This is a genomic window from Flavobacterium sp. IB48 (assembly GCF_016405855.1).
Classification (GTDB): Bacteria; Bacteroidota; Bacteroidia; order Flavobacteriales; family Flavobacteriaceae; genus Flavobacterium; species Flavobacterium ginsengisoli.
This window is the reverse complement of record NZ_JAEFCA010000001.1, coordinates 881,696-904,011: the sequence shown is the minus strand read 5'-3', so window position 1 is coordinate 904,011 and position 22,316 is coordinate 881,696. Positions and strand designations below refer to the sequence as shown.

General features: G+C 33.8%; 21 protein-coding genes. 14 read left to right on the top strand and 7 right to left on the bottom strand.

Annotated elements, in window-relative coordinates:
* Positions 1-524: 524 nt before the first annotated feature.
* The 5 genes from JC605_RS03915 to JC605_RS03895 all read right to left on the bottom strand — a co-directional run bounded on the left by JC605_RS03915 (position 525) and on the right by JC605_RS03895 (position 5,605).
* Complete coding sequence (locus tag JC605_RS03915) at positions 525-2,423, bottom strand: amidophosphoribosyltransferase (protein ID WP_198854962.1); 1,899 nt, start codon at positions 2,421-2,423, stop codon at positions 525-527.
* A gap of 80 nt (positions 2,424-2,503) precedes the next feature.
* Positions 2,504-3,427, bottom strand: coding sequence for a PfkB family carbohydrate kinase (locus JC605_RS03910; RefSeq protein ID WP_008465988.1), 924 nt, complete (start codon positions 3,425-3,427; stop codon positions 2,504-2,506).
* A 300-nt stretch (positions 3,428-3,727) separates the two neighbouring features.
* Positions 3,728-4,630, bottom strand: coding sequence for a S9 family peptidase (locus tag JC605_RS03905; RefSeq protein ID WP_233074022.1), 903 nt, complete (start codon positions 4,628-4,630; stop codon positions 3,728-3,730).
* A gap of 8 nt (positions 4,631-4,638) precedes the next feature.
* Complete coding sequence (locus tag JC605_RS03900) at positions 4,639-5,034, bottom strand: hypothetical protein (RefSeq protein WP_198854961.1); 396 nt, start codon at positions 5,032-5,034, stop codon at positions 4,639-4,641.
* Positions 5,018-5,605, bottom strand: a complete 588-nt coding sequence (locus JC605_RS03895; protein WP_198854960.1) for an RNA polymerase sigma factor — start codon at positions 5,603-5,605, stop codon at positions 5,018-5,020. Before JC605_RS03895 ends, JC605_RS03900 begins: the two co-directional genes overlap by 17 nt.
* Before the next feature lie 315 nt (positions 5,606-5,920).
* Between JC605_RS03895 and JC605_RS03890 the strand changes: the two genes are divergently transcribed.
* The gene (locus tag JC605_RS03890) at positions 5,921-6,268 is read left to right on the top strand and encodes a DUF6249 domain-containing protein (RefSeq protein WP_198854959.1); all 348 of its coding nucleotides are present in this window, start codon (positions 5,921-5,923) and stop codon (positions 6,266-6,268) included.
* A 54-nt stretch (positions 6,269-6,322) separates the two neighbouring features.
* On the opposite strand, the gene rnhA is transcribed toward JC605_RS03890, so the two are convergent.
* A complete protein-coding gene (gene rnhA / locus JC605_RS03885; protein WP_198854958.1) occupies positions 6,323-6,799 on the bottom strand; it encodes a ribonuclease HI in 477 nt (158 codons plus the stop codon).
* Between the two features lie 41 nt (positions 6,800-6,840).
* Complete coding sequence (gene purN, locus JC605_RS03880) at positions 6,841-7,413, bottom strand: phosphoribosylglycinamide formyltransferase (protein WP_198854957.1); 573 nt, start codon at positions 7,411-7,413, stop codon at positions 6,841-6,843.
* Between the two features lie 175 nt (positions 7,414-7,588).
* On the opposite strand from purN, the gene JC605_RS03875 reads away from it, so the two are divergent.
* The 13 genes from JC605_RS03875 (at position 7,589) to JC605_RS03815 (ending at position 22,206) form a co-directional block, all read left to right on the top strand.
* On the top strand, positions 7,589-7,825 hold the full coding sequence (locus tag JC605_RS03875; protein WP_007137004.1) for an acyl carrier protein: 237 nt from the start codon (positions 7,589-7,591) through the stop codon (positions 7,823-7,825).
* Between the two features lie 236 nt (positions 7,826-8,061).
* On the top strand, positions 8,062-9,315 hold the full coding sequence (fabF, locus tag JC605_RS03870; protein ID WP_111368511.1) for a beta-ketoacyl-ACP synthase II: 1,254 nt from the start codon (positions 8,062-8,064) through the stop codon (positions 9,313-9,315).
* Between the two features lie 10 nt (positions 9,316-9,325).
* Positions 9,326-10,066 carry a ribonuclease III gene (gene rnc, locus JC605_RS03865; RefSeq protein ID WP_198854956.1) on the top strand — a complete coding sequence of 247 codons (741 nt, stop codon included), beginning with the start codon at positions 9,326-9,328 and terminating at the stop codon, positions 10,064-10,066.
* 125 nt (positions 10,067-10,191) lie between these two features.
* Positions 10,192-10,680, top strand: coding sequence for an IPExxxVDY family protein (locus JC605_RS03860; RefSeq protein WP_198854955.1), 489 nt, complete (start codon positions 10,192-10,194; stop codon positions 10,678-10,680).
* 5 nt (positions 10,681-10,685) lie between these two features.
* On the top strand, positions 10,686-12,119 hold the full coding sequence (pyk, locus tag JC605_RS03855) for a pyruvate kinase (RefSeq protein ID WP_198854954.1): 1,434 nt from the start codon (positions 10,686-10,688) through the stop codon (positions 12,117-12,119).
* Positions 12,120-12,720: 601 nt separating this feature from the next.
* The gene (locus JC605_RS03850) at positions 12,721-14,403 is read left to right on the top strand and encodes an arylsulfatase (RefSeq protein WP_198854953.1); all 1,683 of its coding nucleotides are present in this window, start codon (positions 12,721-12,723) and stop codon (positions 14,401-14,403) included.
* 60 nt (positions 14,404-14,463) lie between these two features.
* Positions 14,464-15,474 carry an HAD family phosphatase gene (locus tag JC605_RS03845; protein ID WP_198854952.1) on the top strand — a complete coding sequence of 337 codons (1,011 nt, stop codon included), beginning with the start codon at positions 14,464-14,466 and terminating at the stop codon, positions 15,472-15,474.
* 69 nt (positions 15,475-15,543) lie between these two features.
* Complete coding sequence (locus JC605_RS03840) at positions 15,544-16,347, top strand: hypothetical protein (RefSeq protein ID WP_198854951.1); 804 nt, start codon at positions 15,544-15,546, stop codon at positions 16,345-16,347.
* Positions 16,348-16,392: 45 nt separating this feature from the next.
* The gene (locus tag JC605_RS03835) at positions 16,393-17,793 is read left to right on the top strand and encodes a DUF2252 domain-containing protein (protein ID WP_198854950.1); all 1,401 of its coding nucleotides are present in this window, start codon (positions 16,393-16,395) and stop codon (positions 17,791-17,793) included.
* A 269-nt stretch (positions 17,794-18,062) separates the two neighbouring features.
* Positions 18,063-18,641 carry a DUF4136 domain-containing protein gene (locus JC605_RS03830; RefSeq protein WP_198854949.1) on the top strand — a complete coding sequence of 193 codons (579 nt, stop codon included), beginning with the start codon at positions 18,063-18,065 and terminating at the stop codon, positions 18,639-18,641.
* Positions 18,642-18,765: 124 nt separating this feature from the next.
* Positions 18,766-19,941: an AraC family transcriptional regulator gene (locus tag JC605_RS03825; protein WP_198854948.1), complete on the top strand. Its 1,176-nt coding sequence runs from the start codon at positions 18,766-18,768 to the stop codon at positions 19,939-19,941.
* A 66-nt stretch (positions 19,942-20,007) separates the two neighbouring features.
* Positions 20,008-20,976, top strand: a complete 969-nt coding sequence (locus JC605_RS03820; RefSeq protein ID WP_198854947.1) for a transporter — start codon at positions 20,008-20,010, stop codon at positions 20,974-20,976.
* A 69-nt stretch (positions 20,977-21,045) separates the two neighbouring features.
* Positions 21,046-22,206 (top strand): BamA/TamA family outer membrane protein, encoded by a 1,161-nt coding sequence (locus JC605_RS03815; protein ID WP_198854946.1) that lies wholly within the window; start codon positions 21,046-21,048, stop codon positions 22,204-22,206.
* Positions 22,207-22,316: the final 110 nt, after the last annotated feature.

Genomic DNA, 22,316 nt, shown 5'->3' with positions numbered 1-22,316 from the left:
TTTACTCCGCCTTTTTTGCCCCAAATCTACCATAAACTAACCTACTAATGTTATGGTTCAGTAAATGTATGGCAGGTATTTTTATAAAGAAAATTTTTTAGATGAAAGGCAATTATACTCGATGAAATGTTTTTAATTATCTGATTTACAGGTTTTTAAATTTTAAAAATAAAAAAGGCGGATGTTACTCCGCCTTTTTTGCCCCAAATCTACCATAAACTAACCTACTAATGTTATGGTTTAGTAAATGTATGGCAGATAATATTGTGAAGAAAATTTTTCAGATGAAAGGTAAGTATATCCGATTAAGAGATGTAATAGGTTGTTTATAAATTGGTTGAGTTAATTCCAATAAAAAAGGTGGAATTGCTTCCACCCTTTTTGCCCCAAATCTACCATAAACTTAACCTACTAATGTTATGGTATCTCAAAAGTATCATAGCTTTTCAATTTCACCAAAGAAATAGGATGAACGGCAAAAAAAACCGATGAAATGCACAATTTAACCTTTTATTAGTATTTTATTAATACGCTCTAGCGTCTTTCCCTTCGTAAAAATTCATAAAAGCACGGTTTACAACTCGATTTCCACCTGGAGTAGGGTAGTCTCCAGTGAAATACCAGTCACCTAAATTTTTAGGACAAGCTTTATGAAGGTCATCTACTGTTTGGAAAATAATTTTTACTTCAGCATTGATTTCTGGCGAGCTTAACATTTCTGCAATCTTATCTGAAATTTCGTCTGGTGTAAATTGGTCGTAAATTGCTGTTACATAGTTTACAACATCTTTATCAAGGAAATTTTCTTGAGCTTTACATTTTGCATAAACTTCATCTACAATATGGTAAAGGTTTCTTTCTTTTAATAAAGCAAGTGCTGCTCTAAAAGCAACTAAACCTTCTAGTTTTGCCATATCAATTCCGTAACAATCTGGGTAACGAATTTGTGGAGCAGATGAAACGATTACGATACGTTTTGGTTTCAAACGATCCATCATTTTAATGATACTCATTTTCAATGTAGTACCACGAACAATACTATCGTCAATAATTACTAAATTATCTTCTGGTTTAATTACACCGTATGTAACATCGTAAACGTGAGCCACTAAATCGTCACGGCTGCTATCTTCTGTAATAAAGGTTCTAAGTTTAGCATCTTTAATAGCAACTTTCTCTGTACGTATTTTTACAGCTAAAAGTTCCTGAAGTGTTTCAGCGGTTAACGTATTTCTATTTTCTAGAATATAATTGTTTTTTCTCTGATTTAGGAAATCCTGAGCAGCTTCAACTAAACCATAAAATGAAGTTTCAGCTGTATTTGGAATATAAGAGAAAACAGTGTTATCTGTATCGCTGTCAATTGCTTTAAGAACAGCAGGTAAAATTAATTTTCCTAAGTCTTTACGTTCTTGATAAATTTCAGCGTCACTTCCTCTTGAGAAATAAATTCTTTCGAATGAACAAGCTTTTTTAACAGTTGGTTCCAAGATTTGATTCATGGTAACTTTTCCGTTTTTCTTGATAATCAAAGCATTTCCTGGATCAATTTCCTGAACGCTTTCAAAAGGAACATTAAATACAGTTTGAATAACAGGTCTTTCAGAAGCTACAACCACTACTTCATCATCTTGATAAAAATAAGCTGGACGAATTCCTGCTGGATCTCTAAAAACAAAAGCATCACCATGACCTAATAAACCAGCCATAGCATAACCACCATCTAGGTTTTTAGCCGAACGAGCTAAGATTTTAGCAATATCCAAACGTTCTGCAATTACTGGCGAAGCATCTCTTTTAGAATATCCTTCAGCTTTACAGTCTTGGTAAAGTTGCATTACTTCCTTATCTAAGAAGTGACCAATTTTTTCCATTACAGTAACAGTATCAGCCATTTCTTTTGGATGCTGACCTAATTCAACTAGATTTTCGAAAAGTTCTTTAACATTTGTCATATTAAAGTTTCCTGCCAAAATCAAGTTACGGTGCATCCAGTTGCTTTGACGCAAAAATGGGTGAACGCTTTCGATGCTGTTTTTTCCAAAAGTTCCGTAGCGAACATGACCTAAAAACAATTCTCCAACATAAGGAATGTTTGCTTTTAGTTCTTTCATGTCGTCTCCAAGTTCTGGATGCGCTTTTAGTTCTTCGCTAACGCGCTCATTGATTTGTTTGAAAACATCTTGGATTGGTTGCGAATGATTAGAACGAACTCGGCTAATGTAGCGCTGTCCAGGTTCAACATCAAATTTAATGCTTGCAAAACCAGCACCGTCTTGTCCGCGGTTGTGCTGTTTTTCCATCATTAAATACATTTTCTGGATTCCGTAGAAAGCAGTTCCGTATTTTTCTTTATAATATTCAAGCGGTTTTAGTAGTCTAACTAAGGCTATACCACATTCGTGTTTTAAAGCGTCGCTCATTGTTTTTTGTTATTTGTGTGTTGTTGTAAGTTGTGTGTATTCGTAATAAAAAAGCCCCGTTTTATCGAGGCTCTTAGGCATTATATTTCTATGTCAAACTGAGTTAACGACTTAAATTGCTGTAATCGAATCGCTACTTCGGCTTTGCTTAATGATTCCATCCTTTCAGTTCCAAATTTTTCTACGCAGAACGAAGCTAAATTTGAACCGTAAATAATTGCATTCTTCATGTTGTTGAATGAAATGTTTTCGCTCTGTGCAATAAATCCAGAGAAACCACCTGCGAAAGTGTCTCCAGCTCCAGTTGGATCAAAAACATCTTCTAATGGTAAAGCTGGTGCAAAGAAAACTTCTCTGTTGTGGAATAAAAGTGCTCCGTGTTCTCCTTTTTTGATGACCACATATTTTGGCCCCATATCTTGGATTTTCGCAGCTGCTTTTACTAATGAATATTCGCCAGAAAGTTGTCTAGCTTCTTCGTCATTGATTGTAATAACATCTACACGTTTAATAACGTCTAATAATTCTGGAAGAGCGCAGTCCATCCAAAAGTTCATAGTATCTAAAACTACTAATTTTGGTTTTTTCTCCATCTGATCTAAAACACTGCTTTGTACTAGTGGATGTAAGTTTCCTAACATCACAACATCAGCATCTTTGTAGTTTTGAGGAACTTTTGGCTGGAAATCAGCTAAAACATTCAGCTCTGTTACAAGAGTGTCTCTAGAATTTAAATCGTTGTGGTATAAACCGCTCCAGAAAAAAGTCTTTCCTCCTTTTACAATTTCAATACCAGAGATATCAATATTTTTTGAAGTTAAAAGATCTAAATGTTCTTGAGGGAAATCGTCGCCAACTACAGAAACAATGGCCGATTGCAAGTTAAAAAATGAAGCTGATAAACCAATATACGTTGCAGCACCACCTAATATTTTATCTGTTTTTCCGAAAGGAGTTTCAATCGCGTCGAAAGCAACTGTTCCAACAATCAATAGTTTATTCATTTTATGAATTTCGAATTAGGGTGCAAAGATACTTCATAAGTTACAATCTTGCAACGGTTTAGGGTCTCAAAATTTTCTTAAAAAAATGAAGGTATTTTCGAAGTAAAACTATTGTAAATGAATGAATTAAAATTGATTTTTCGCAGTGTTTATAATAGGTTTTTTGAATTTAAGATGCAACTTTTTTGAAAATAATTGCGAATAATTTACAGCTCATTCTTCTGTCTTGTTTTTTTAAATGAAGAAGTTTTTCTTTTTTCGATTAAAACACGAAAAATTCTTTGCGTACGATTCCTTAAATTATTTTATATTTTTAATCCAATTGATTGCATCCTTCATAGGTTCTTCAGAGTTTGAAAATGCTGTATTGTGACCCAAGTTTGGAAATAATTTATATTCATAAGGTTTCTCTTTAGATTTTAATGCATCGAGATATTCGATTGATAGTTTAACTGGAACTTGAATGTCTTTGCCTCCAAAAATCCAAAATCCTGGAATTGATAATTTAGAAAGAATGTCGTTTGGATTTGTATCAATAAACTCATATTTGTCTGGATCATTGAATACGTGCTTTCTTGCCTCTTCTTCTGAATGCGTATTCCAAAAATCTTGATTCCCATTTGTATAAAATTGGAATCTCAATTGTTCTTTAACCGTGATAAGAGCTCCGCTAAATATGGTCATAAATTTGACTTTCTTATTTTTTTCTGCAGCCAATGGAATTATCCATCCAGCTTGACTACCGCCTATAAGGCCAATTGATATTTTGTCATTTGATAAATATTTTGACAAAGTGTTTACAGCTGCACTTGCATCTAAAGACAAAAGAGTTAGGTTTGAGAAATCGACATTATTAGTTCCTACTTCTGGTCCAGCATATACGCCACCTGATTCTCCGACTCCACGTTTGTCATATGTTAAGACTGCAATTCCATTATTGGCTAGAGTTGTAGCAAAGTCTATCATTCTTTTTTCCTGTCCAGATCCGTGAACAATCACAACAGCAGCTTGCATGTTGTTAGGCGTAAAAATAGTTCCAGCGAGTGAAATGCCCTCGCTAACAAATTTTACGTCTTTAGTGGTAAAGTTTGATGGAGTTGCTGATGTATGAGTAGTGATAAAAAACAGCAACATTAAGAGAATATATATGGGTATTCTTTTTGCTTTTAGAACTTGTTTAAAAGTTGTCGTTTTGTTTCTCATCTTTAAATTTATAATTGATACTTTTTGTCAAAATAATTCTTCAAAATTCCAACCTGAAGCAGAATCATAATTGGAACAATTAAGATGGCATACAAGATATTTTTAGAAAAATGAATTCCTGAAAATAGACTTGCCACTTGATCGGCGTACTGTTTGCCAATTTCCAAATTGTTTTGTGATGCGGTAAATAGAGAAACATAAATCACCAAAGCAATTAAAGCCAATCCCATTAAAATCCAGATTGGTTTAGAAATTAAAGGTTTGTATGCTTTGAGTTTTTTCTCTTCTAAAAGATGAACTTCAGCCATTATTTTAGAAGTAAAATCTATTGATGGCGACTGCAGTTTTTCTTCAGCCATCATTTTCTCAATAAGTTGTTCTATATTTTTATCGCTCTCTTTCATAACATTCTATTATTTCTGGTTCTAACTGCTGTCTCAAAATTACAGCTAATTTCTGTCGGCTCCTAAATAACTTTACTTTGGCATTGTTGGCCGATATATTCATGATCTTTCCAATTTCCTCCAAATTCTGATCATCAAAATAAAATAAGGTCAAAAGAAAATTTTCATCGCTTGGCAATAAATTTAAACATTTCTGAATGGTTTGCTTTCGTTCTTTTTCTTCTAATGCGCTCAAAGCATTGTCCATGGTTTTAATTAAATGAGAAGAAAAATCATCAATAGAAATATTCAGATCTTCTTTTTTATTTTTTTTCAAACGGTCTAGACATGTATTATAAGCAATCTTGTAAATCCAAGTCGAAAATTTGGAATCTCCCTTAAATTTTGTCAGCGAATTATAAATCTTTATAAAGGTGTCTTGAGCAACTTCTTCTGCTTCTTCACGGTTTTTAACCATTTTTAGAGCCAAAGTAAAGATCATATCCTTATAACGATCTACAAGAACGCCAAATGCATTGGTGTCTCCCCGCAAAACTTTATCGATATAATGTTGATCTTGTATTGTGCTCATATTATATAGGACGACCGTTTGTTTATTTAGGTTACAAGAAATTCGAAAATAAATTCTATTTTTTTTAAGCATGAATTCTAAATACAAATTCAAAATTCCAATTTTGTTATATGTACATATATAGGAGTATAATACTTTGTCAAAATTTAAGACTTCGATAAAGTTTGTTTGCGAAAAATATATTCAAAAATAGCTGATAATCAGTGATTTTTTAAGTTTGAAATTTAAAATTTAAAAATTTTTCAAAAAAGCTGTAACCTCAATTTAAAAGGTGTCGTCATATGGAGTATCAATCAATTATAAAAACATAAAATTATGGGACCACAAGTTTTAGTACCGCTAAGTCTTTTTTTGATGATCTTCGGGATCGTTTATTTAATTTATTCAACAAGAAATAGAGAGCGACTTGCTCTTATAGAAAAAGGAGTAGATGCTAGTATTTTTTTGCAGGGAAGAGGTAACGGAGTTCCAGCATGGAAAATATTTGTTGTCAATATAGCTTTCTTATTAATAGGTAGTGGAGTTGGAATTTTTCTAGCGTTGTTAATTACAACTTATACTTCTCTAGATGATGGAGCTGTTTATCCTTCAATTATTTTTATAATGGCAGGAATCGGGCTTTTGACTGGATTTAAAACAGCAAAAGATTTAGATAAAGAGTAAATAAGAAATTTAAGTTAGTACAAAAAAACGCATCAATTATTTGATGCGTTTTTTTTATTCTTTAGAACCAATGGTTTCGTAGTAGACATCTACAGAAAGTTTCGGTTGCATCGATGCCATAACTGCCAATTGATCGCAACGTTCGTTTTGCGGATGATTGTTATGTCCTTTAATCCATTTAAAATCTACTTGATGTTTTCGATATGCAATTAAAAAACGTTTCCAGAGGTCGGGATTTTTCTTGTCTTTATATCCTTTTTTCTCCCAACCGAAAACCCATTTTTTTTCAACAGAATCGACTACATATTTAGAATCTGAAACCACAAGGACTTTCATGTTTGGCTTTTTCAGTTTTTCTAAACCTACAATTACTGCTAGAAGTTCCATTCTATTATTGGTAGTGAGACGAAAACCTTCGTAAAATTCTTTTTTATGTGGTGTTCCGACTAATTCCATTACGACTCCATAACCGCCATTTCCTGGATTGCCTTTTGCTGCGCCGTCTGTATATATATGTACTTCGTGAGACATTTAATTATTTTAAATTGTAGATTGTTTAAATTGAGATTTGATTAGTTGAAATTTGAATCTAACAATTTATGAATAATCTCTGGAAAATGTTTTTGTTCCAGCTCATGAATCTTCTCTGCAACACTTTCTGGAGTATCTTCATCGGTTAGTGCCACATTTGCCTGAAAGATAATACCGCCTTCATCATAGTTTTCATTAACATAATGAATAGAGATTCCGGTTTCTTTTTCTTTATTATTTACAATTGCTCTATGTATGTGCATTCCGTACATTCCTTTACCTCCGTAACTTGGTAAAAGGGCAGGATGAATGTTGATTATTTTATTCGGATATTGTTCGATTATGTTTTCTGGGAACTTTAATAAAAAGCCAGCCAAAATTATCAAATCCGGGTCGATTTCTTGCACTTTTTGTAGTACGTTTCTTTCTAAAAGTTCGTTTTTTGAGAAGATTTCGACCGGAATTTGATGATTTTTTGCTCTTTCAATCACTTTTGCCGAAGCATTATTTGTAAAGACCGAAACAACCTTCGCAATTTCGGTGTTCGAAAAATATTTTATAATGTTCTCCGCGTTAGTTCCTGATCCTGAGGCGAAAACGATAATTTTTTTCATAAAGTTGTGTGTTTTAAGACTGCAAAAAACGGAATAAAAATCGAAAATAAATAGCTTTAAAAGACCTTTCTTGAAATTAATTTTATAAATTAGTGTCACATTTATAAACTAAATAGTTGTTTTAAAATAAAGTTTTTTATTTTTGCCAACAAATTAAATTCTAAAATTAAAGATTATGTCAGACATTGCATCAAGAGTAAAAGCGATTATCGTAGACAAATTAGGTGTTGACGAAAACGAAGTTGTAACAGAAGCAAGCTTCACTAATGATTTAGGAGCTGACTCATTAGACACTGTTGAGCTTATTATGGAATTCGAAAAAGAATTTGATATTCAAATTCCAGACGATCAAGCAGAAAACATTGCTACTGTAGGTCAAGCTATTTCTTATATCGAAGAAGCAAAAAAATAATAATACCACACCCGATTTCTAAAAGTACCAATTTTTGAAATTCCAAATTCCAGTTGGAATTTGATTTTTGATTTTTGAAATTTTTAAGAGTCGGGTGTTATTATTTTTTTAAAATTTAAATTTCGATTGATTTTCAATCAAACAAGATATATTTTATTGTAATTCCCATGGCTCTTAAATAACAATAAGTTAAGAAAGCGTGGGTTTTATTTGTTTAAAGTACAAAACACATATTTATGGCATTAAGGCGAGTTGTTGTAACAGGATTAGGTGCACTTACTCCTATCGGGAATAATATCCAAGAATATTGGAACGCACTTGTGAATGGAGTTAGCGGAGCCGCTCCGATCACATATTATGATACCGAGAAACATAAAACGAAATTTGCCTGCGAAGTAAAAAACTTCAATATTGAAGATTACATGGATCGCAAGGAATCTCGTAGATTAGATAAGTTTGCACAATATGCAATTGCTGCTAGTGATGAAGCTATTAAAGATGCAGGAATCACAAATGACAACGTAAACAAACAAAGAGTTGGTGTTATCTGGGGAGCAGGAATTGGAGGTTTAGAAACTTTCCAGGATGAAGTATTGTATTATGCAAAAGGTGATGGAACTCCAAAGTTCAATCCTTTCTTTATTCCTAAAATGATTGCCGATATCGCTCCAGCGCATATTTCTATGCGTAACGGGTACATGGGACCAAATTATACAACGGTTTCTGCTTGTGCATCTTCTGCAAATGCGCTAATCGATGCTTTCAATTACATTCGTTTAGGAATGTGCGATGTTATTGTTTCTGGTGGTTCTGAAGCTGCAGTTACAATTGCTGGTATGGGAGGATTTAGCTCAATGCACGCTTTATCAACAAGAAACGAAAGTCCAGAAACAGCTTCAAGACCTTTTGATGCAACTAGAGATGGTTTCGTTTTAGGAGAAGGAGCAGGAGCTTTGGTTCTTGAAGATTACGAACATGCTAAAGCTAGAGGTGCAAAAATCTACTGTGAAATTGGTGGTGGCGGAATGTCATCAGATGCTTACCACTTAACGGCACCACATCCAGAAGGAATTGGAGTTATCGCAGTAATGGAAAACACATTGAGAGATGCTGGAATGACACCTGATCAGGTTGATCATATTAATACTCACGGAACTTCTACTCCATTAGGAGACGTTGCTGAGTTAAAAGCAATCAGTAAAGTTTTTGGAGATCACGCCAAAAATATCAACATCAACTCTACAAAATCTATGACAGGACACTTACTTGGTGCTGCTGGAGCTATCGAAGCTATTGCTTCTATCTTGGCAATGCAACACGGAATTGTTCCTCCAACGATTAACCATACAGTTGTTGATGAAAACATTGACCCATCTTTAAACCTTACTCTAAACAAACCTCAAAAAAGAGAAGTAAATGTTGCTATGAGTAATACATTTGGTTTTGGTGGACACAATGCTTGCGTATTGTTTAAAAAACTAGCTGATTAATTTTCTGTATATGAATATTATCAAAAAAATATTTTCTAAATCCCGTTCTCTAGAAGACGGGATTTTTTTTGACACTATTCAGAAAATTCTTGGTTTTCCGCCTACAAATGTTGATTTTTACCGAAGAGCTTTCACACATCGCTCTTCAAATAAATTAGATCAAAATGGGCATCCTATAAATTATGAACGCTTAGAGTTTTTAGGAGATGCTATGTTAAGTGCCGTGATTGCTGCACATTTATTTAATAAAGCTCCAAATGGTGACGAAGGTTATTTAACTAAAATGCGTTCGAAAATTGTGAGTCGAGAGCATTTGAACGAGTTAGGTAAAGATTTAAATTTAGTACAGTTTGTAGAGAGCAAAGTGCCAATTCAGCACTTTGGAGAAAACATTCATGGTAATATTTTTGAGTCTTTAATTGGAGCAATTTATTTAGATAAAGGCTATGCTTTTTGCGAGAAATTCATCCAAAAAAGAGTAGTAACTCCTTATGTCGATATTGCTCGATTAGAAGGTAAAGTTATTAGTTATAAAAGTCTTGTTATCGAATGGTGTCAGAAAGAAAAAAGAGTTTTTCATTATGACATTTTCGAAGATAATGGTATAGACGGCCAGCGTTTATTTGGTGTCAAATTGAGCATTGACGATAAAGTTGTCGCAAGAGCGCGTGCAACTTCAAAAAAGAAAGCAGAAGAAAAAGCATCTCAGAGAGCTTATTTTGCATTTCAAGAAAAAATTGACAAGAAATAGCTGCAAAAATGTTGTAACTATCACAAGTCTACAACGTTTTCGTTTATAATTTAACAAAACAAGCGCGTCATTACTGTTGATGCTCCGTTTAGAAATAGTATATTTACAACTTGATTTTTCAAGACATGGCTATTCATAAATTGGATTTAGACGAATTTGACGAAATTGATTATTATTTAATGGCAATTCATACTTCATTAGAAGATTATAGATTGGCTTATTTTATTAATAAAATCCTTCCGATCAACTTAAGTAAGAGCAAACACGAGATCCATGCTCAAACTAAGGAAGGTGAAGCAAATTTTTCGAGATTCTATTATTATGATGAAGAAAAGGCTGTTTCCTGGAATTTAATTCAGAATAAAAATGAAATCATTTCTGTGAGTACAAATGATTTCCAGAATTTGTTTTCTAATGAAACAAGTGAGGTTTCGACAACAATTCATTTACTTCCTGAATTTAAAAAAGTCGATTTTTTCCTGAAAATTGATAATAGCGAAGAGGCGCTTAATTTTTCAGAAATTCAACAAAAATTAAACACAATAGAAAGTATTGCGGCTATTTATGCTGTTGATACAGACAAAATAAAATCAAAAAACAATCTAATTTTTTAAAAAAAATGCTAACAAACAAGAAAACCAAAATTGTTGCTACACTTGGGCCCGCTTGTAGTACAAGAGAGATCATTAAAGATATGATCGATGCTGGGGTTAATGTGTTTAGAATCAATTTTTCGCATGCAGATTACGAAGGAGTAAAAGAAAAAATCGACATCATTAGAGGATTAAACGAAGAGTTTGGTTACACAACTGCAATCTTAGGAGATTTGCAAGGACCAAAACTTAGAGTTGGTGTAATGGAAGAAGGAACTGTTGTACATGATGGAGACGAAATTACTTTTACAACTGCAGAGGATATTATCGGAAATGCTAAAAAAGCATTTATGAAATATCAGAATTTCCCAAATGATGTAAATGTTGGAGAGCGCATTTTGCTTGATGATGGTAAACTTATTTTCGAAATTGTTTCTACAGATAAAAAAACAGAAGTTGTTGCTAAAGTTATTCAAGGTGGAGAATTAAAATCTAAAAAAGGAGTTAATCTTCCAAACACAAAAATTTCTTTACCAGCTTTAACTGAAAAAGATATTGCTGATGCGATTTTCGCAATCGAGCAAAAAGTAGATTGGATCGCACTTTCATTTGTAAAGACTCCACGCGATTTACAAGATTTACAAGAATTAATTGCTAAACATTCAGATGTAAAAATTCCAATCATTGCTAAAATTGAAATGCCAGAAGCTCTTGAGAACATGGATAAAATTGTAGCATATTGTGATGGTTTAATGGTTGCTCGTGGAGATCTTGGTGTTGAGCTTCCTGCTCACGAAGTTCCATTGGTACAAAAAGATTTGATCAGAAGAGCTAAAACAGCTAGAATTCCTGTTATCGTTGCTACACAAATGATGGAAACAATGATTACAAGTTTAACTCCGACAAGAGCAGAAGTAAACGACGTTGCAAACTCTGTAATGGATGGTGCAGATGCTGTAATGTTATCTGGAGAAACTGCTACTGGAAACTACCCTGTACAAGTAATTCAAAGAATGGCACAAATTTGCGAAGCTGTAGAAAACTCTCCGCTTATTCAAGTGCCTCAGAATACACCACAAATTAAAACTAAACGTTTCGTTACTAAAACAGTTTGCCACCAAGCAGCTTTATTAGCAAATGAAATCGAGGCTAAAGCAATTTGTACTTTAACAAACAGCGGTTATACAGCGTTTCAAATTTCGGCTTGGAGACCATCTACAGCTCATATTTTGGTATTTACTTCAAACAAAAGAATCTTAACACAATTGAATTTATTGTGGGGAGTTAAATCTTTCTACTATGATAATGAAGAAAGTACTGATGACACTGTAACAGATGTAAATCAAATTGCAATCAATAAAGGTTATGCACAAAAAGGAGATTACTTAATCAACCTTGCTGCAATGCCAATTAAAGATAGAGGAATGGTTAACACGATGAGAGTTTCTGAAATCGAGTAACATTTCTTAAGATATGTAAAAAAGGCCGCTTAATTTTTTAAGCGGCTTTTTTGTTACTAAACCTTTTTAAAAAAAATAGTTTGCTTAGTTAGACTTTTTATCTTTTACTAGACATTTTATAGTGTAATATTTTGATAATCTGATAAATTTTTAGTTTAAAAAGAAGATTTTTTTGTTCCATTTGACTAAAAGTTTAAAAAATATTGATGTCAAAATAGAATTCACATGATTATTTCTCTCTTTTTGGTACTTTTTCACCAAAGACTTAACTGCTTAATTTTCTGATGTTTTGCGATGTTTCATTTTATAAAATGAAACATTTTGGTGCAAATTCCTAAATTATGTTGTTTCATCTTATAAAATGAAACAAGCTCATACCTAATAAATACAATTGTTCGCTCATTTATTAGTTAATTTTGAGAAACTTAAGAAAAAGTTAAAAATATTTTGTTTCAGATTTTTAAATAAAATGAATTTGAAACACATCAAAAAAATGCAACCTAAGGTTGAAAGTGTTTTTTGAAAGATTGCAATTTTCCCATTTATTTTTTTGGATTTTCAAGCTCATATCATAACAAGATCATTAACGAATTTTTTTATCATGAAACAAATCAAATTAAAATGCGGATTTTCAAATGCCTTACAGGTATTTGTGTTACTATTTTTTTCTGGGGTTTCTATTATAGCGCAAAGCAAAAAGCCAAATATTTTGGTGCTTTGGGGTGACGATATTGGAACAACTAATATAAGTGCATACAGTGATGGACTTATGGGCTACACAACTCCAAATATTGATCGTTTAGCCAATGAAGGGCTTAGATTTTTACATTATTATGGAGAACAAAGCTGTACTGCTGGTCGTGCGGCATTTTTAACCGGGCAACATGGTCTACGTACTGGTCTTACAAAAGTTGGTTTCCCAGGGGCACCAATGGGAATGAGCCAGCTAGATCCTTCAATTGGAGGAATTATGAAAAGCTTAGGATATGTAACTGGACAATTTGGTAAAAACCACGTAGGAGACCGAAATGAAAGTTTGCCAACTGTAAATGGTTTTGATGAATTCTTCGGAAATCTGTATCACTTAAATGCAGAAGAAGAGCCAGAATTGCCAGATTATCCTAAAGATCCAGAATATTTGAAAAAATTTGGACCAAGAGGGGTTTTAAAATGTACAGCAACGAATGTTGATGATCCAACTACAGATCCTCGTTTTGGAAGAGTTGGAAAGCAAAAAATTGAAGATACAGGGGCGCTTACTAAAAAAAGAATGGAAACTGTTGATGATGAAACTTCTGCTGCAGCAATCGACTTTATTAAGAGACAAAATGCTGCAGGAAAACCATTTTTCTGCTGGTTCAATGCTACTCGTATGCACCTTCGTACACACGTAAGAGCAGAACACAGAGGAAGATATACGCATGGAGACAGTGAGTATATTGACGGTATGATTGAACACGATGAAACTATTGGAAGCATTTTAAAAGCATTAGACGATTTAGGAATAGCTGACAATACAATTGTAGTGTATTCTACAGATAATGGCCCTCACATGAATACTTGGCCTGATGGAGCGATGACACCTTTCCGTTCAGAAAAAAATACTAACTGGGATGGAGCTTTCCGTGTACCATGTATTGTACGTTGGCCAGGACATATTAAAGCTGGAACTGTAACTACTGAATTGATGAGCCATAATGATTGGATTCCTACATTCGCTTCAATTGCAGGTGAACCAGATATCGTAAATAAACTTTTAAAAGGTTATAGCGCAAATGGTAAAACTTATAAAGTGCATTTAGATGGTTATGACCAAAGTAAATTTTTAGAAGGCAAAACAGCAAAAAGTGCAAGAGATAAATTCTTTTATACAGATGATGATGGGCTTTTGGTAGGTCTGAGAGAAGGAGATTATAAATATGTTTTTGCAGAACAACGTCTAGCAGGTACAATGGGTGTTTGGGCAGAACCATTTACCAAATTGCGTTTGCAAAAAATATTCAATTTGTATCAAGATCCTTTTGAAAGAGCTGATATCACTTCAAATACATTCTGGGATTATCAACTGAATCACGTACAGTTAGTGTATGGTGCAATCCAAGATGTAGTTGTATTTGCAGAAACATTTAAAGAATATCCGCCAAGATCAATTCCGCCAAGTTTCTCAGCTTATACCATTATGGAAGAAGCCATGAAAGATATCAAAGCCCAAAAGTATATAGAGAAAAATGTTTTACCTAAGTTAAAAGAAGAAGAAGAGACAGCTTCAAAAAAGAAAAAATAAATAATCTTAAAAGAGATTCAGATTGAAAAATCTGAATCTCTTTTACTAACATAGAACATCATGAAAAAAAGCATATACATATTACTTCTGATGGTTTTGTTTTTCTTTTCCTGTAAAAAATCGGATACTTTAACTTCTCCGACAGAAAATAAACAGACAGAAACTGCTGTAAGCGGTGATCCGTTGCCAAGCTGGAATGACGGAGCTTTAAAGAAAGATATAATCGCTTATGTTGAAAAAGTAACCAAAGAAGGAAGTCCAGACTTTATTCCAACAGAAAGTAGAATTGCCACTTTTGATAATGACGGAACACTTTGGGCTGAAAAGCCTTATGTTCAGGAATTATTTGCTTTTTATCGAGTAAAAAAAATGGTAGAAGCCAAACCTGAATTGGCGCAAAAACAACCTTTTAAGGCAGTCATAGAAAAAGATAAAACCTTTTTTGAAAAAGGAGGCGATAAAGCACTTATAGAATTGGTTGCTGCAACTCATACAGGAATGACTGAAGATGAATTTGAAACTTCGGTGAATGACTTTTTTAAAAGTGCGCAATATCCGGGTAAAAATATTCCCGTAAAACAAATACGTTATCAGCCGCAATTAGAATTGCTGAATTATCTACGTGCCAACGGATTTAAAACATACATCGTTACTGGTGGAACAATCGAAGTAGTAAGAGCAATATCTCAGGATTTTTACGGAATTCCGAAAGACCAAGTGGTAGGAACTTCTTTCAAATATAAATATGATGCAGCTAAAAATGCGGTACAACGAGAAGCGGCTTTAGACCATTTTAATGATAAAGAAGGAAAACCAGTTGGCATTCAATTGCACATTGGACAGCGACCTGTTTTTGCTTGTGGTAATGAAGGCGGAGCAGGAGATATTGCAATGCTAACTTATTCGCAGGGAAATAAATATCCATCTTTTCAATTACTCGTAAATCACAATGATTCAATAAGAGAGTATAAATATCAGGAGAAAGATAATGCTTCATTAAATGCAGCTGCAAAAAATAAATGGCATGTTGTGGATATGCAGAAAGACTGGAAAAAAGTCTTCGCAGAGTAAGAAAAAAAATTGTTTGCAGATTAAAGGGGCAAAGAGTTGAAGTTTTTTAATTAATAAGTTTTAAGCCGTATGAAAAATTCTTTTCTAGCAATATTGCTGCTATTTGTCACTTTTACAATTTCAGCTCAAGAAGAACCGGCAAAAGCGGGAAACAGTGCACAGGAACTAGCAGATAAAATGGCAAATCCTGTGGCAAGTTTAATTAGTGTTCCGTTGCAAAATAATCTTACTTACGGAATTGGCGCTTATAATGGATCAAAATATCAGATCAATATACAGCCTGTTGTTCCATTCAAGTTAAGTGAGAATTTAAACTTAATTACTCGTTATATTCTTCCGGTTGTAGATCAGCAGGATGTAACGGGAGAAAACACACACGAGTTTGGTTTAAGTGATGCCACCGTAACCGCATTTTTTGCTCCCAAAACAAAAGGAATCATCTTAGGAGTTGGTCCTGCTTTTTTAGTGCCAACTGCTACAGACAAACTTTTAGGAACAGAAAAATTCGGAATTGGACCAAGCGTTTTAGTTATGCATCAAGGAAAAGGACTTTCTATTGGTTTTTTAGCCAATCAAATTTGGTCTGTTGCAGGAAATGCAGATAGAGCAGATTTCAATCAGTTTTACACTCAAATATTCTTAACGCATAGTTATAAAAGCGGTGCAAGTTTAGGAATCACTTCAGAGATCACACAAAACTGGGAAGGAAATACAACTCTTATTACCGTTAGTCCAAATGTTGGTGCAATTACAAAATTAGGAGGTCAGACGATGCAATTTGCCGTTATGCCGTTAATTCCTGTTGTTGGCCATTCAAACATAAGACCAGATTGGGGATTAAGAGCGGTTGTAGCATTTATATTTCCACAATAATAAAACCGTTTTAAAAAGGTCTTTTTAATTTTATTTATCGGAATTATGGAAGAAGATTCAAAACATACAGCCAAAACCCCATTTAACCCGATAGCATCAAAGGCAGAACGTTATGAAAAAGGAGTTTCGATTAGAAAGAAAATTCCTTTAGAGAAGCATCAGGAATGGAATTCTTTTAAAAATCGAAAAGATCCAGTAGATATTTTAATCAAAACCAGTGAAGGAAGAGTTGAAAGTCTAGTGCCAATTCGGTATAGCAGAATGATGGAATCGCCTTTTTCATTTTACAGAGGAGCAGCGGCAATTATGGCTGCCGACTTAGCGCATACTCCAATATCGGGAATAAATTTACAGCTATGCGGTGATTGCCATTTAATGAATTTTGGAGGTTTTGCTACTCCCGAACGTAAATTGGTTTTTGATATAAATGATTTTGACGAAACGTTTCCTGGACCATGGGAATGGGATATAAAACGACTGGCAGCAAGTTTTGTTATTGCAGGAAGATGGCGAAAATTTTCTAATAAAAATTGCAAAGAATTTGCTTGGCATGTTGCTGATAGTTACAAACGGCATATGTTGGATTACAGTAAATTATCTGCCCTTCAAATTTGGTATGCAGATATTGATCTGGCAGAAATGATTGAATTAGGTCATGATAAAGAACAGAAAGAGTTTGACCAGAAGAGAATAAAAAAAGCATCAGAATATACAGCTCACGAAAAAGAATTTGCAAAGATGACTTATTTTGACGGAGCCAGAGCACGAATAAAAGATGATCCACCGTTGATATTTCACCCAAGCGGAGATCTTGAAAAACAAGTTGCTAAAGAAGGTGAAATTATTCATAAAAGATACATAGAATCTCTTTCAGAAGAGAAGCAGATTTTATTAAGCAGATATAAGCTTCATGATATTGTCATTAAGGTCGTGGGTGTAGGAAGCGTTGGAACTCTTTGCGGAATTAGTTTGCTTATGTCTGCTACAGGCGAGCCTATTTTTTTACAATTTAAAGAAGCCAGAAAAAGTGTGATAGAAGAAAATGTAAAAGTTAAAAGCAAATACACTCATCAGGGCGAACGTATTGTAATGGGACAAAAGCTGATGCAGTCTGCATCTGATATGTTTTTGGGTTGGACAAACGATAGTAAAGACAGATTTTTCTATATAAGACAACTTAGAGATGCTAAAATCAAACCGGTTTTAGAAGTAATGAAACCCAAAAATCTGGCAGATTATGCCAAAGCTTGCGGATGGGCGCTTGCAAGAGCTCACGCACGTTCAGGAGATCCTTCAATGATTTCGGGTTATATTGGAGATACAGATAAATTTGCCAACGCCATTTCAGAATTTTCGGTTTTATATGCTGATCAAAACGAATCGGATTACAATAAAATGTTAGAAGCAATAAAACACGGTAAACTGCCAATAGCATCCGAAATTTAGGGTATAGTTATGCAAAGTTAAATAGACAAATAAAAACGAAAATCTCAGTAAAACAAATCAAATAAGGGTAAAGTAAGATTTTATTTATTTAATACTGTTAATTAAATAAAATGATTTATCTTTGATAGTGATCTAAGTAATTGTTTAGTAAGTACTTGTGGTGCTTTGACGATTCTTTGGATGTTTTTGCCCCCTTCGTTCAAGATTTTTATGATTTTAATACATTCGAGTTAAACTGATTTAATTATTAATTTAATAAATACCAAAACATGAATATTAAAAGAACAAGTCTTCGTATAATCCCAATTTTATTTTTGGGTTTGTTTTACAGCTGCTCTCCAACTGTAAAAGTTACAACTGATTATGATCATGCGGCGAACTTTAGCGAATACAAAACTTTTGCAGTTTATGACTTAAAAGCACAGCAAGGCCAAGTAAATCAGTTAAATGTTGATCGTGTTGCAAAAGCAATCCGAAACGAAATGCTCGCAAAAGGCTTTACAGAATCGAGTAATCCAGATTTAAAAGTAAATGCTGTTTCTATTTTAAAAAACAAAACTCAAGTCACAGCCGATAGTAATTTTTATGGCTATGGCGGAATGTATCGTCCATACGGATATTGGGGTGGCGGTGCTATGATGGGTGGCAGTACTACAACATTTAATTCTTATGATTATGTTGATGGATCATTAATTATCGATATCGTATCTGCAAAAACAGACAAATTGGTTTGGCAAGGAATCGGAAATGCTGAAATTGACAGCAAACCAGATAATCCAGAACAATTCATCAACGATGCAATTAAAAAAATACTAGCTGATTTCCCTCCTGGAACAGTTAAAAAATAATTAAAACAGAAATAAATATTGTACTTGCCAAGCTTCGGCAAGTACAATTTTATACTACACGCCCCTTCTCGCATTCTATTTTTAAGATTTTAAGAAAACCATTCACTAATTAAGCTTAAAAAAAATGATCGATATATTACTCTCACTTTTCTTTTTCGTAGCCACAATTGCAGGTCTGGCAACTTCAATTATGGTTTTATTTTCCAGAAAAAACTATTCAAAGAGTTTCTTTTTGGGAATGTTTTTATTGAGTCTTGCGGTAGTAAGTATCTACAATTTTTATTTGTCGGCCAACTTATTTAAAGATTTTCCAGATCTATTTACCATTACAAAAGCGTTTATATTTTTAACCGCTCCTTGCTCATTTTTGTACGTTAGAAACATTTTATCATTAAATAAAAGTTTCAGAAAATACGATTGGTTACATTTTGTGCCATTTGGTATTTATTTCTTTTTAACGCTGGTTGTTTATGTTGGAAGTTATACTAATATAAAAGCGGTTCATTACATTGCAGGATTAATCAAAAATCCATTTTCTGTTTTAACACTGACGATTTGGCTTTTCTATGTCTTTTTTCAAACCATGTTGATTTTAAACTATGATCTGAAAAAATTTGCAGGAAACCAATTTCATCATATTAAAGTAATTAACTGGATTAGAGTATACAATCTCATGATTTTGGTTTTATTTTCGGCACTTTTTGTTCATCATTTTTTATTGCAAAAAGTAGAGCCAACAGATCTTTCGTGTTATATTCTTCTTTCTTCTGTATTGTTTTTTACCGTTGGTTGGCTTTATTTCAAACCGCAAATCTTTCATGACGAAGAAGAAACATTCGATTTTGTTGTAGACAATACATTAGTAGTAAAAGCAAAAGAAACAAAAAGTACGCTTCCAATTGCCAACGAACTGACTCTTGAAAAAAGGGAAGAATACCTTATAAAACTAGATTACGAATTAAACTCGAAGAGTTTATTCTTAAAAAAAGATTTTGTAATAAGAGATTTGGCTGAAGAAACAGGAATATCTGTGCACCATTTATCCAATTTAATTAATTCTGAATTCGGACTTCATTTTCAGGATTATGTAAATCTTAAAAGGATTGAATATTTTAAAGAGAAAATAAACGATCCAGAATGGAAAGATTTATCCTTAGAAGGCATGGCTTGGGGTTCTGGTTTTAAATCTCGAACAACTTGTTTCAGGGCATTTATAAAACACACCGGAAAATCTCCTTCAGAATACTTTAAAACGATTCGTATAAATCCGGATCGTTCAGAGGTTTATTATTTCAAATAAAGTTTTCTCCAATAATAATTATTTGATGCCTGTTACCAAGCCGTAATCCATTCAAAATATTTCATTATGAAGGCAAAAATTAATAATCCGAAAAAACTAGCGCAATCGGTTTTAACAGCAACATTGCTATTGATTGCTTTTTGTGGTAATGCCCAGTTAAAAGGCGGACATATTTTGGGGTCAATGGGACTTCAATCGGGAACTCAATCACCAGAAAACACACTTAGCGTATATATTCCAGGTTATATTTATAGCGCATCTTCTTTAAGAGATTCTAACGGAGACAAAGTTGGCAATCCAGATCTTACGATGTTTATAACAGGTATTGGAGCTAATTATGTAAGCGATTTTAAAATTTTAGGAGCCAATTATGGAGCCACAATTCTGATAGCTGGCGCTTCTAACACAATTCAAGGAAGTTACATTGATTCTAAAAGCGATTTTGCTTTTACAGATATGTACATACAGCCCATTCAGTTAGGCTGGCATAACAAAAGAGCCGATTTTGTATTTGGTTATCAATTGTATTTGCCCACTGGTAAATATGAACTTGGCGGAAGCAACAATAGCGGTTTAGGAATGTTTATGAACGAATTCTCTGCAGGTACTACATTGTTTTTTAATGATAAGAAAACATTTCATTTTTCGGCTTTAGCCTCTTATGAAATCAACGGAAAAAAGAAAGACACCGATATAAAAACAGGTGATATTTTAAGCATTGAAGGAGGTTTAGGAAAAACCTTTTATTGCATGAATGCCGAAAAAACTGCTCCAAAAGGCATACTCAATGCGGGTTTAATTTACTATCTGCAATACAAAGTTTCTGAAGACAAGATTCCAGTAGGAAGCATTCTTGTTATTGAACCAGACAAAGATAAAGTTGCAGGACTTGGCGCAGAGATTAATTATCTGCACATTGGCTGTATGACATCGGCAGGTTTTAGATGGGTTGGAGAAGTCAATGCCGAAAATAGATTTCAAGGAAATACCTTTTTTATTACGTTGGCACATGTTTTCAGTTTCAAGAAAAAATAATTTCTTAATTAAGAATTTCGGGTTTTGTAGATGAGGTGAAATTTTAAATATAAACGATAAAAATCTTATATGAAAAACAAAAAACCGACACAAAAAAGCATTCTATTTTTGGTTTGGATTATCTTATCGTTTAATGTTTTAAGCGCACAAAAACACCAAGTAGTTTTTAAAGATTCTCTAGATGGAGCTTTCGATTTGAGTGACTTTCTTATCTATGCCAACGGATTCTTAGTTGTGCCTACCATTGTTACAGAACCTGCGCTGGGAGGATTTGGAGGTGCAGTCGCACCGGTTTTCTTAAAAAAACGTCCGCCTGTTATTGAAGAAGACGGAACCAAACGCCTCGTAAATCCAGATATAACAGGAGGAATAGGAATGTACACTGCAAATAAAAGCTGGTTGGCAGGTGCCTTTCGTTCTGCAACATTGGTAAAATCTAAAATATTGTATCGTGGTTTTGCCGCTTATGGCGATATGAATTTATCATTTTACGCCAATAATCTTCCCAATCATAATGACGAAGAATTTAAACTCAACTTTAAATCAACTATATTTTATACGCAATGGCTCAAACAGTTTAAAAATGCAAAATGGAGTGCAGGACCGCAATATCTATTTTTAAACTCCAAGATAAACCTGCCCGATTTTAATCTTCCGCCGCCATTTGTAGACCCTAAAGACATTAAGAGCACCATAAGCCAGCTGGGACTTGCGCTTCAGTTTGACGGACGTGACAATATATTTACACCAGATAAAGGAGTAAGAATTCAGTCCGATTTTTTCTGGTCAGACAAGGCACTTGGTAGCGATTATCAGGCATGGCGAATAAATTTATCGGCAATAGGATATTATCCGTTGGCGAAAACCTTAATTGGTGGGCTCAGGATTGAAGGAGAACAGGCGTTGGGGAGTCCGCCTTTTTATTTACAGCCAGGAATTAATATGCGAGGAATTCCCGCTGCCCGTTATATGGGAAAAACCAGTATTGTATCTGAACTCGAGTTTAGATGGGATTTGTACCGAAGATGGAGCCTTATGGGCTACGGAGGTCTCGCAAGCGCCTTTAACGATTGGGATCAGGCTTTTGCAAAACCTGTCGTTTACAGCTACGGAAGCGGTTTTAGATACCTAATTGCCAGAAAATTTAAACTCCGAATGGGAATAGACGTTGCCAAAGGACCAGAAGATTGGGCATACTATATCGTTTTTGGAAGCAACTGGATGCGATAAATTTTGAAGCGAAAAAACTTGTAAGAAGTTAATTTATAAAATACTACACACAAAAAGCCTCAATAATGCGTTATCGAGGCTTTTTGTATTAAATAACCTAATAATTTATG

What these genes read in the sequence shown, in the direction of transcription:
- JC605_RS03915 (WP_198854962.1), bottom strand. Translation starts at nt 2,423, where the DNA reads ATGAGCGACGCTTTAAAACACGAATGTGGTATAGCCTTAGTTAGACTA.
- JC605_RS03910 (WP_008465988.1), bottom strand. Translation starts at nt 3,427, where the DNA reads ATGAATAAACTATTGATTGTTGGAACAGTTGCTTTCGACGCGATTGAA.
- JC605_RS03905 (WP_233074022.1), bottom strand. Translation starts at nt 4,630, where the DNA reads ATGAGAAACAAAACGACAACTTTTAAACAAGTTCTAAAAGCAAAAAGA.
- JC605_RS03900 (WP_198854961.1), bottom strand. Translation starts at nt 5,034, where the DNA reads ATGAAAGAGAGCGATAAAAATATAGAACAACTTATTGAGAAAATGATG.
- JC605_RS03895 (WP_198854960.1), bottom strand. Translation starts at nt 5,605, where the DNA reads ATGAGCACAATACAAGATCAACATTATATCGATAAAGTTTTGCGGGGA.
- JC605_RS03890 (WP_198854959.1), top strand. Translation starts at nt 5,921, where the DNA reads ATGGGACCACAAGTTTTAGTACCGCTAAGTCTTTTTTTGATGATCTTC.
- rnhA (WP_198854958.1), bottom strand. Translation starts at nt 6,799, where the DNA reads ATGTCTCACGAAGTACATATATATACAGACGGCGCAGCAAAAGGCAAT.
- purN (WP_198854957.1), bottom strand. Translation starts at nt 7,413, where the DNA reads ATGAAAAAAATTATCGTTTTCGCCTCAGGATCAGGAACTAACGCGGAG.
- JC605_RS03875 (WP_007137004.1), top strand. Translation starts at nt 7,589, where the DNA reads ATGTCAGACATTGCATCAAGAGTAAAAGCGATTATCGTAGACAAATTA.
- fabF (WP_111368511.1), top strand. Translation starts at nt 8,062, where the DNA reads ATGGCATTAAGGCGAGTTGTTGTAACAGGATTAGGTGCACTTACTCCT.
- rnc (WP_198854956.1), top strand. Translation starts at nt 9,326, where the DNA reads ATGAATATTATCAAAAAAATATTTTCTAAATCCCGTTCTCTAGAAGAC.
- JC605_RS03860 (WP_198854955.1), top strand. Translation starts at nt 10,192, where the DNA reads ATGGCTATTCATAAATTGGATTTAGACGAATTTGACGAAATTGATTAT.
- pyk (WP_198854954.1), top strand. Translation starts at nt 10,686, where the DNA reads ATGCTAACAAACAAGAAAACCAAAATTGTTGCTACACTTGGGCCCGCT.
- JC605_RS03850 (WP_198854953.1), top strand. Translation starts at nt 12,721, where the DNA reads ATGAAACAAATCAAATTAAAATGCGGATTTTCAAATGCCTTACAGGTA.
- JC605_RS03845 (WP_198854952.1), top strand. Translation starts at nt 14,464, where the DNA reads ATGAAAAAAAGCATATACATATTACTTCTGATGGTTTTGTTTTTCTTT.
- JC605_RS03840 (WP_198854951.1), top strand. Translation starts at nt 15,544, where the DNA reads ATGAAAAATTCTTTTCTAGCAATATTGCTGCTATTTGTCACTTTTACA.
- JC605_RS03835 (WP_198854950.1), top strand. Translation starts at nt 16,393, where the DNA reads ATGGAAGAAGATTCAAAACATACAGCCAAAACCCCATTTAACCCGATA.
- JC605_RS03830 (WP_198854949.1), top strand. Translation starts at nt 18,063, where the DNA reads ATGAATATTAAAAGAACAAGTCTTCGTATAATCCCAATTTTATTTTTG.
- JC605_RS03825 (WP_198854948.1), top strand. Translation starts at nt 18,766, where the DNA reads ATGATCGATATATTACTCTCACTTTTCTTTTTCGTAGCCACAATTGCA.
- JC605_RS03820 (WP_198854947.1), top strand. Translation starts at nt 20,008, where the DNA reads ATGAAGGCAAAAATTAATAATCCGAAAAAACTAGCGCAATCGGTTTTA.
- JC605_RS03815 (WP_198854946.1), top strand. Translation starts at nt 21,046, where the DNA reads ATGAAAAACAAAAAACCGACACAAAAAAGCATTCTATTTTTGGTTTGG.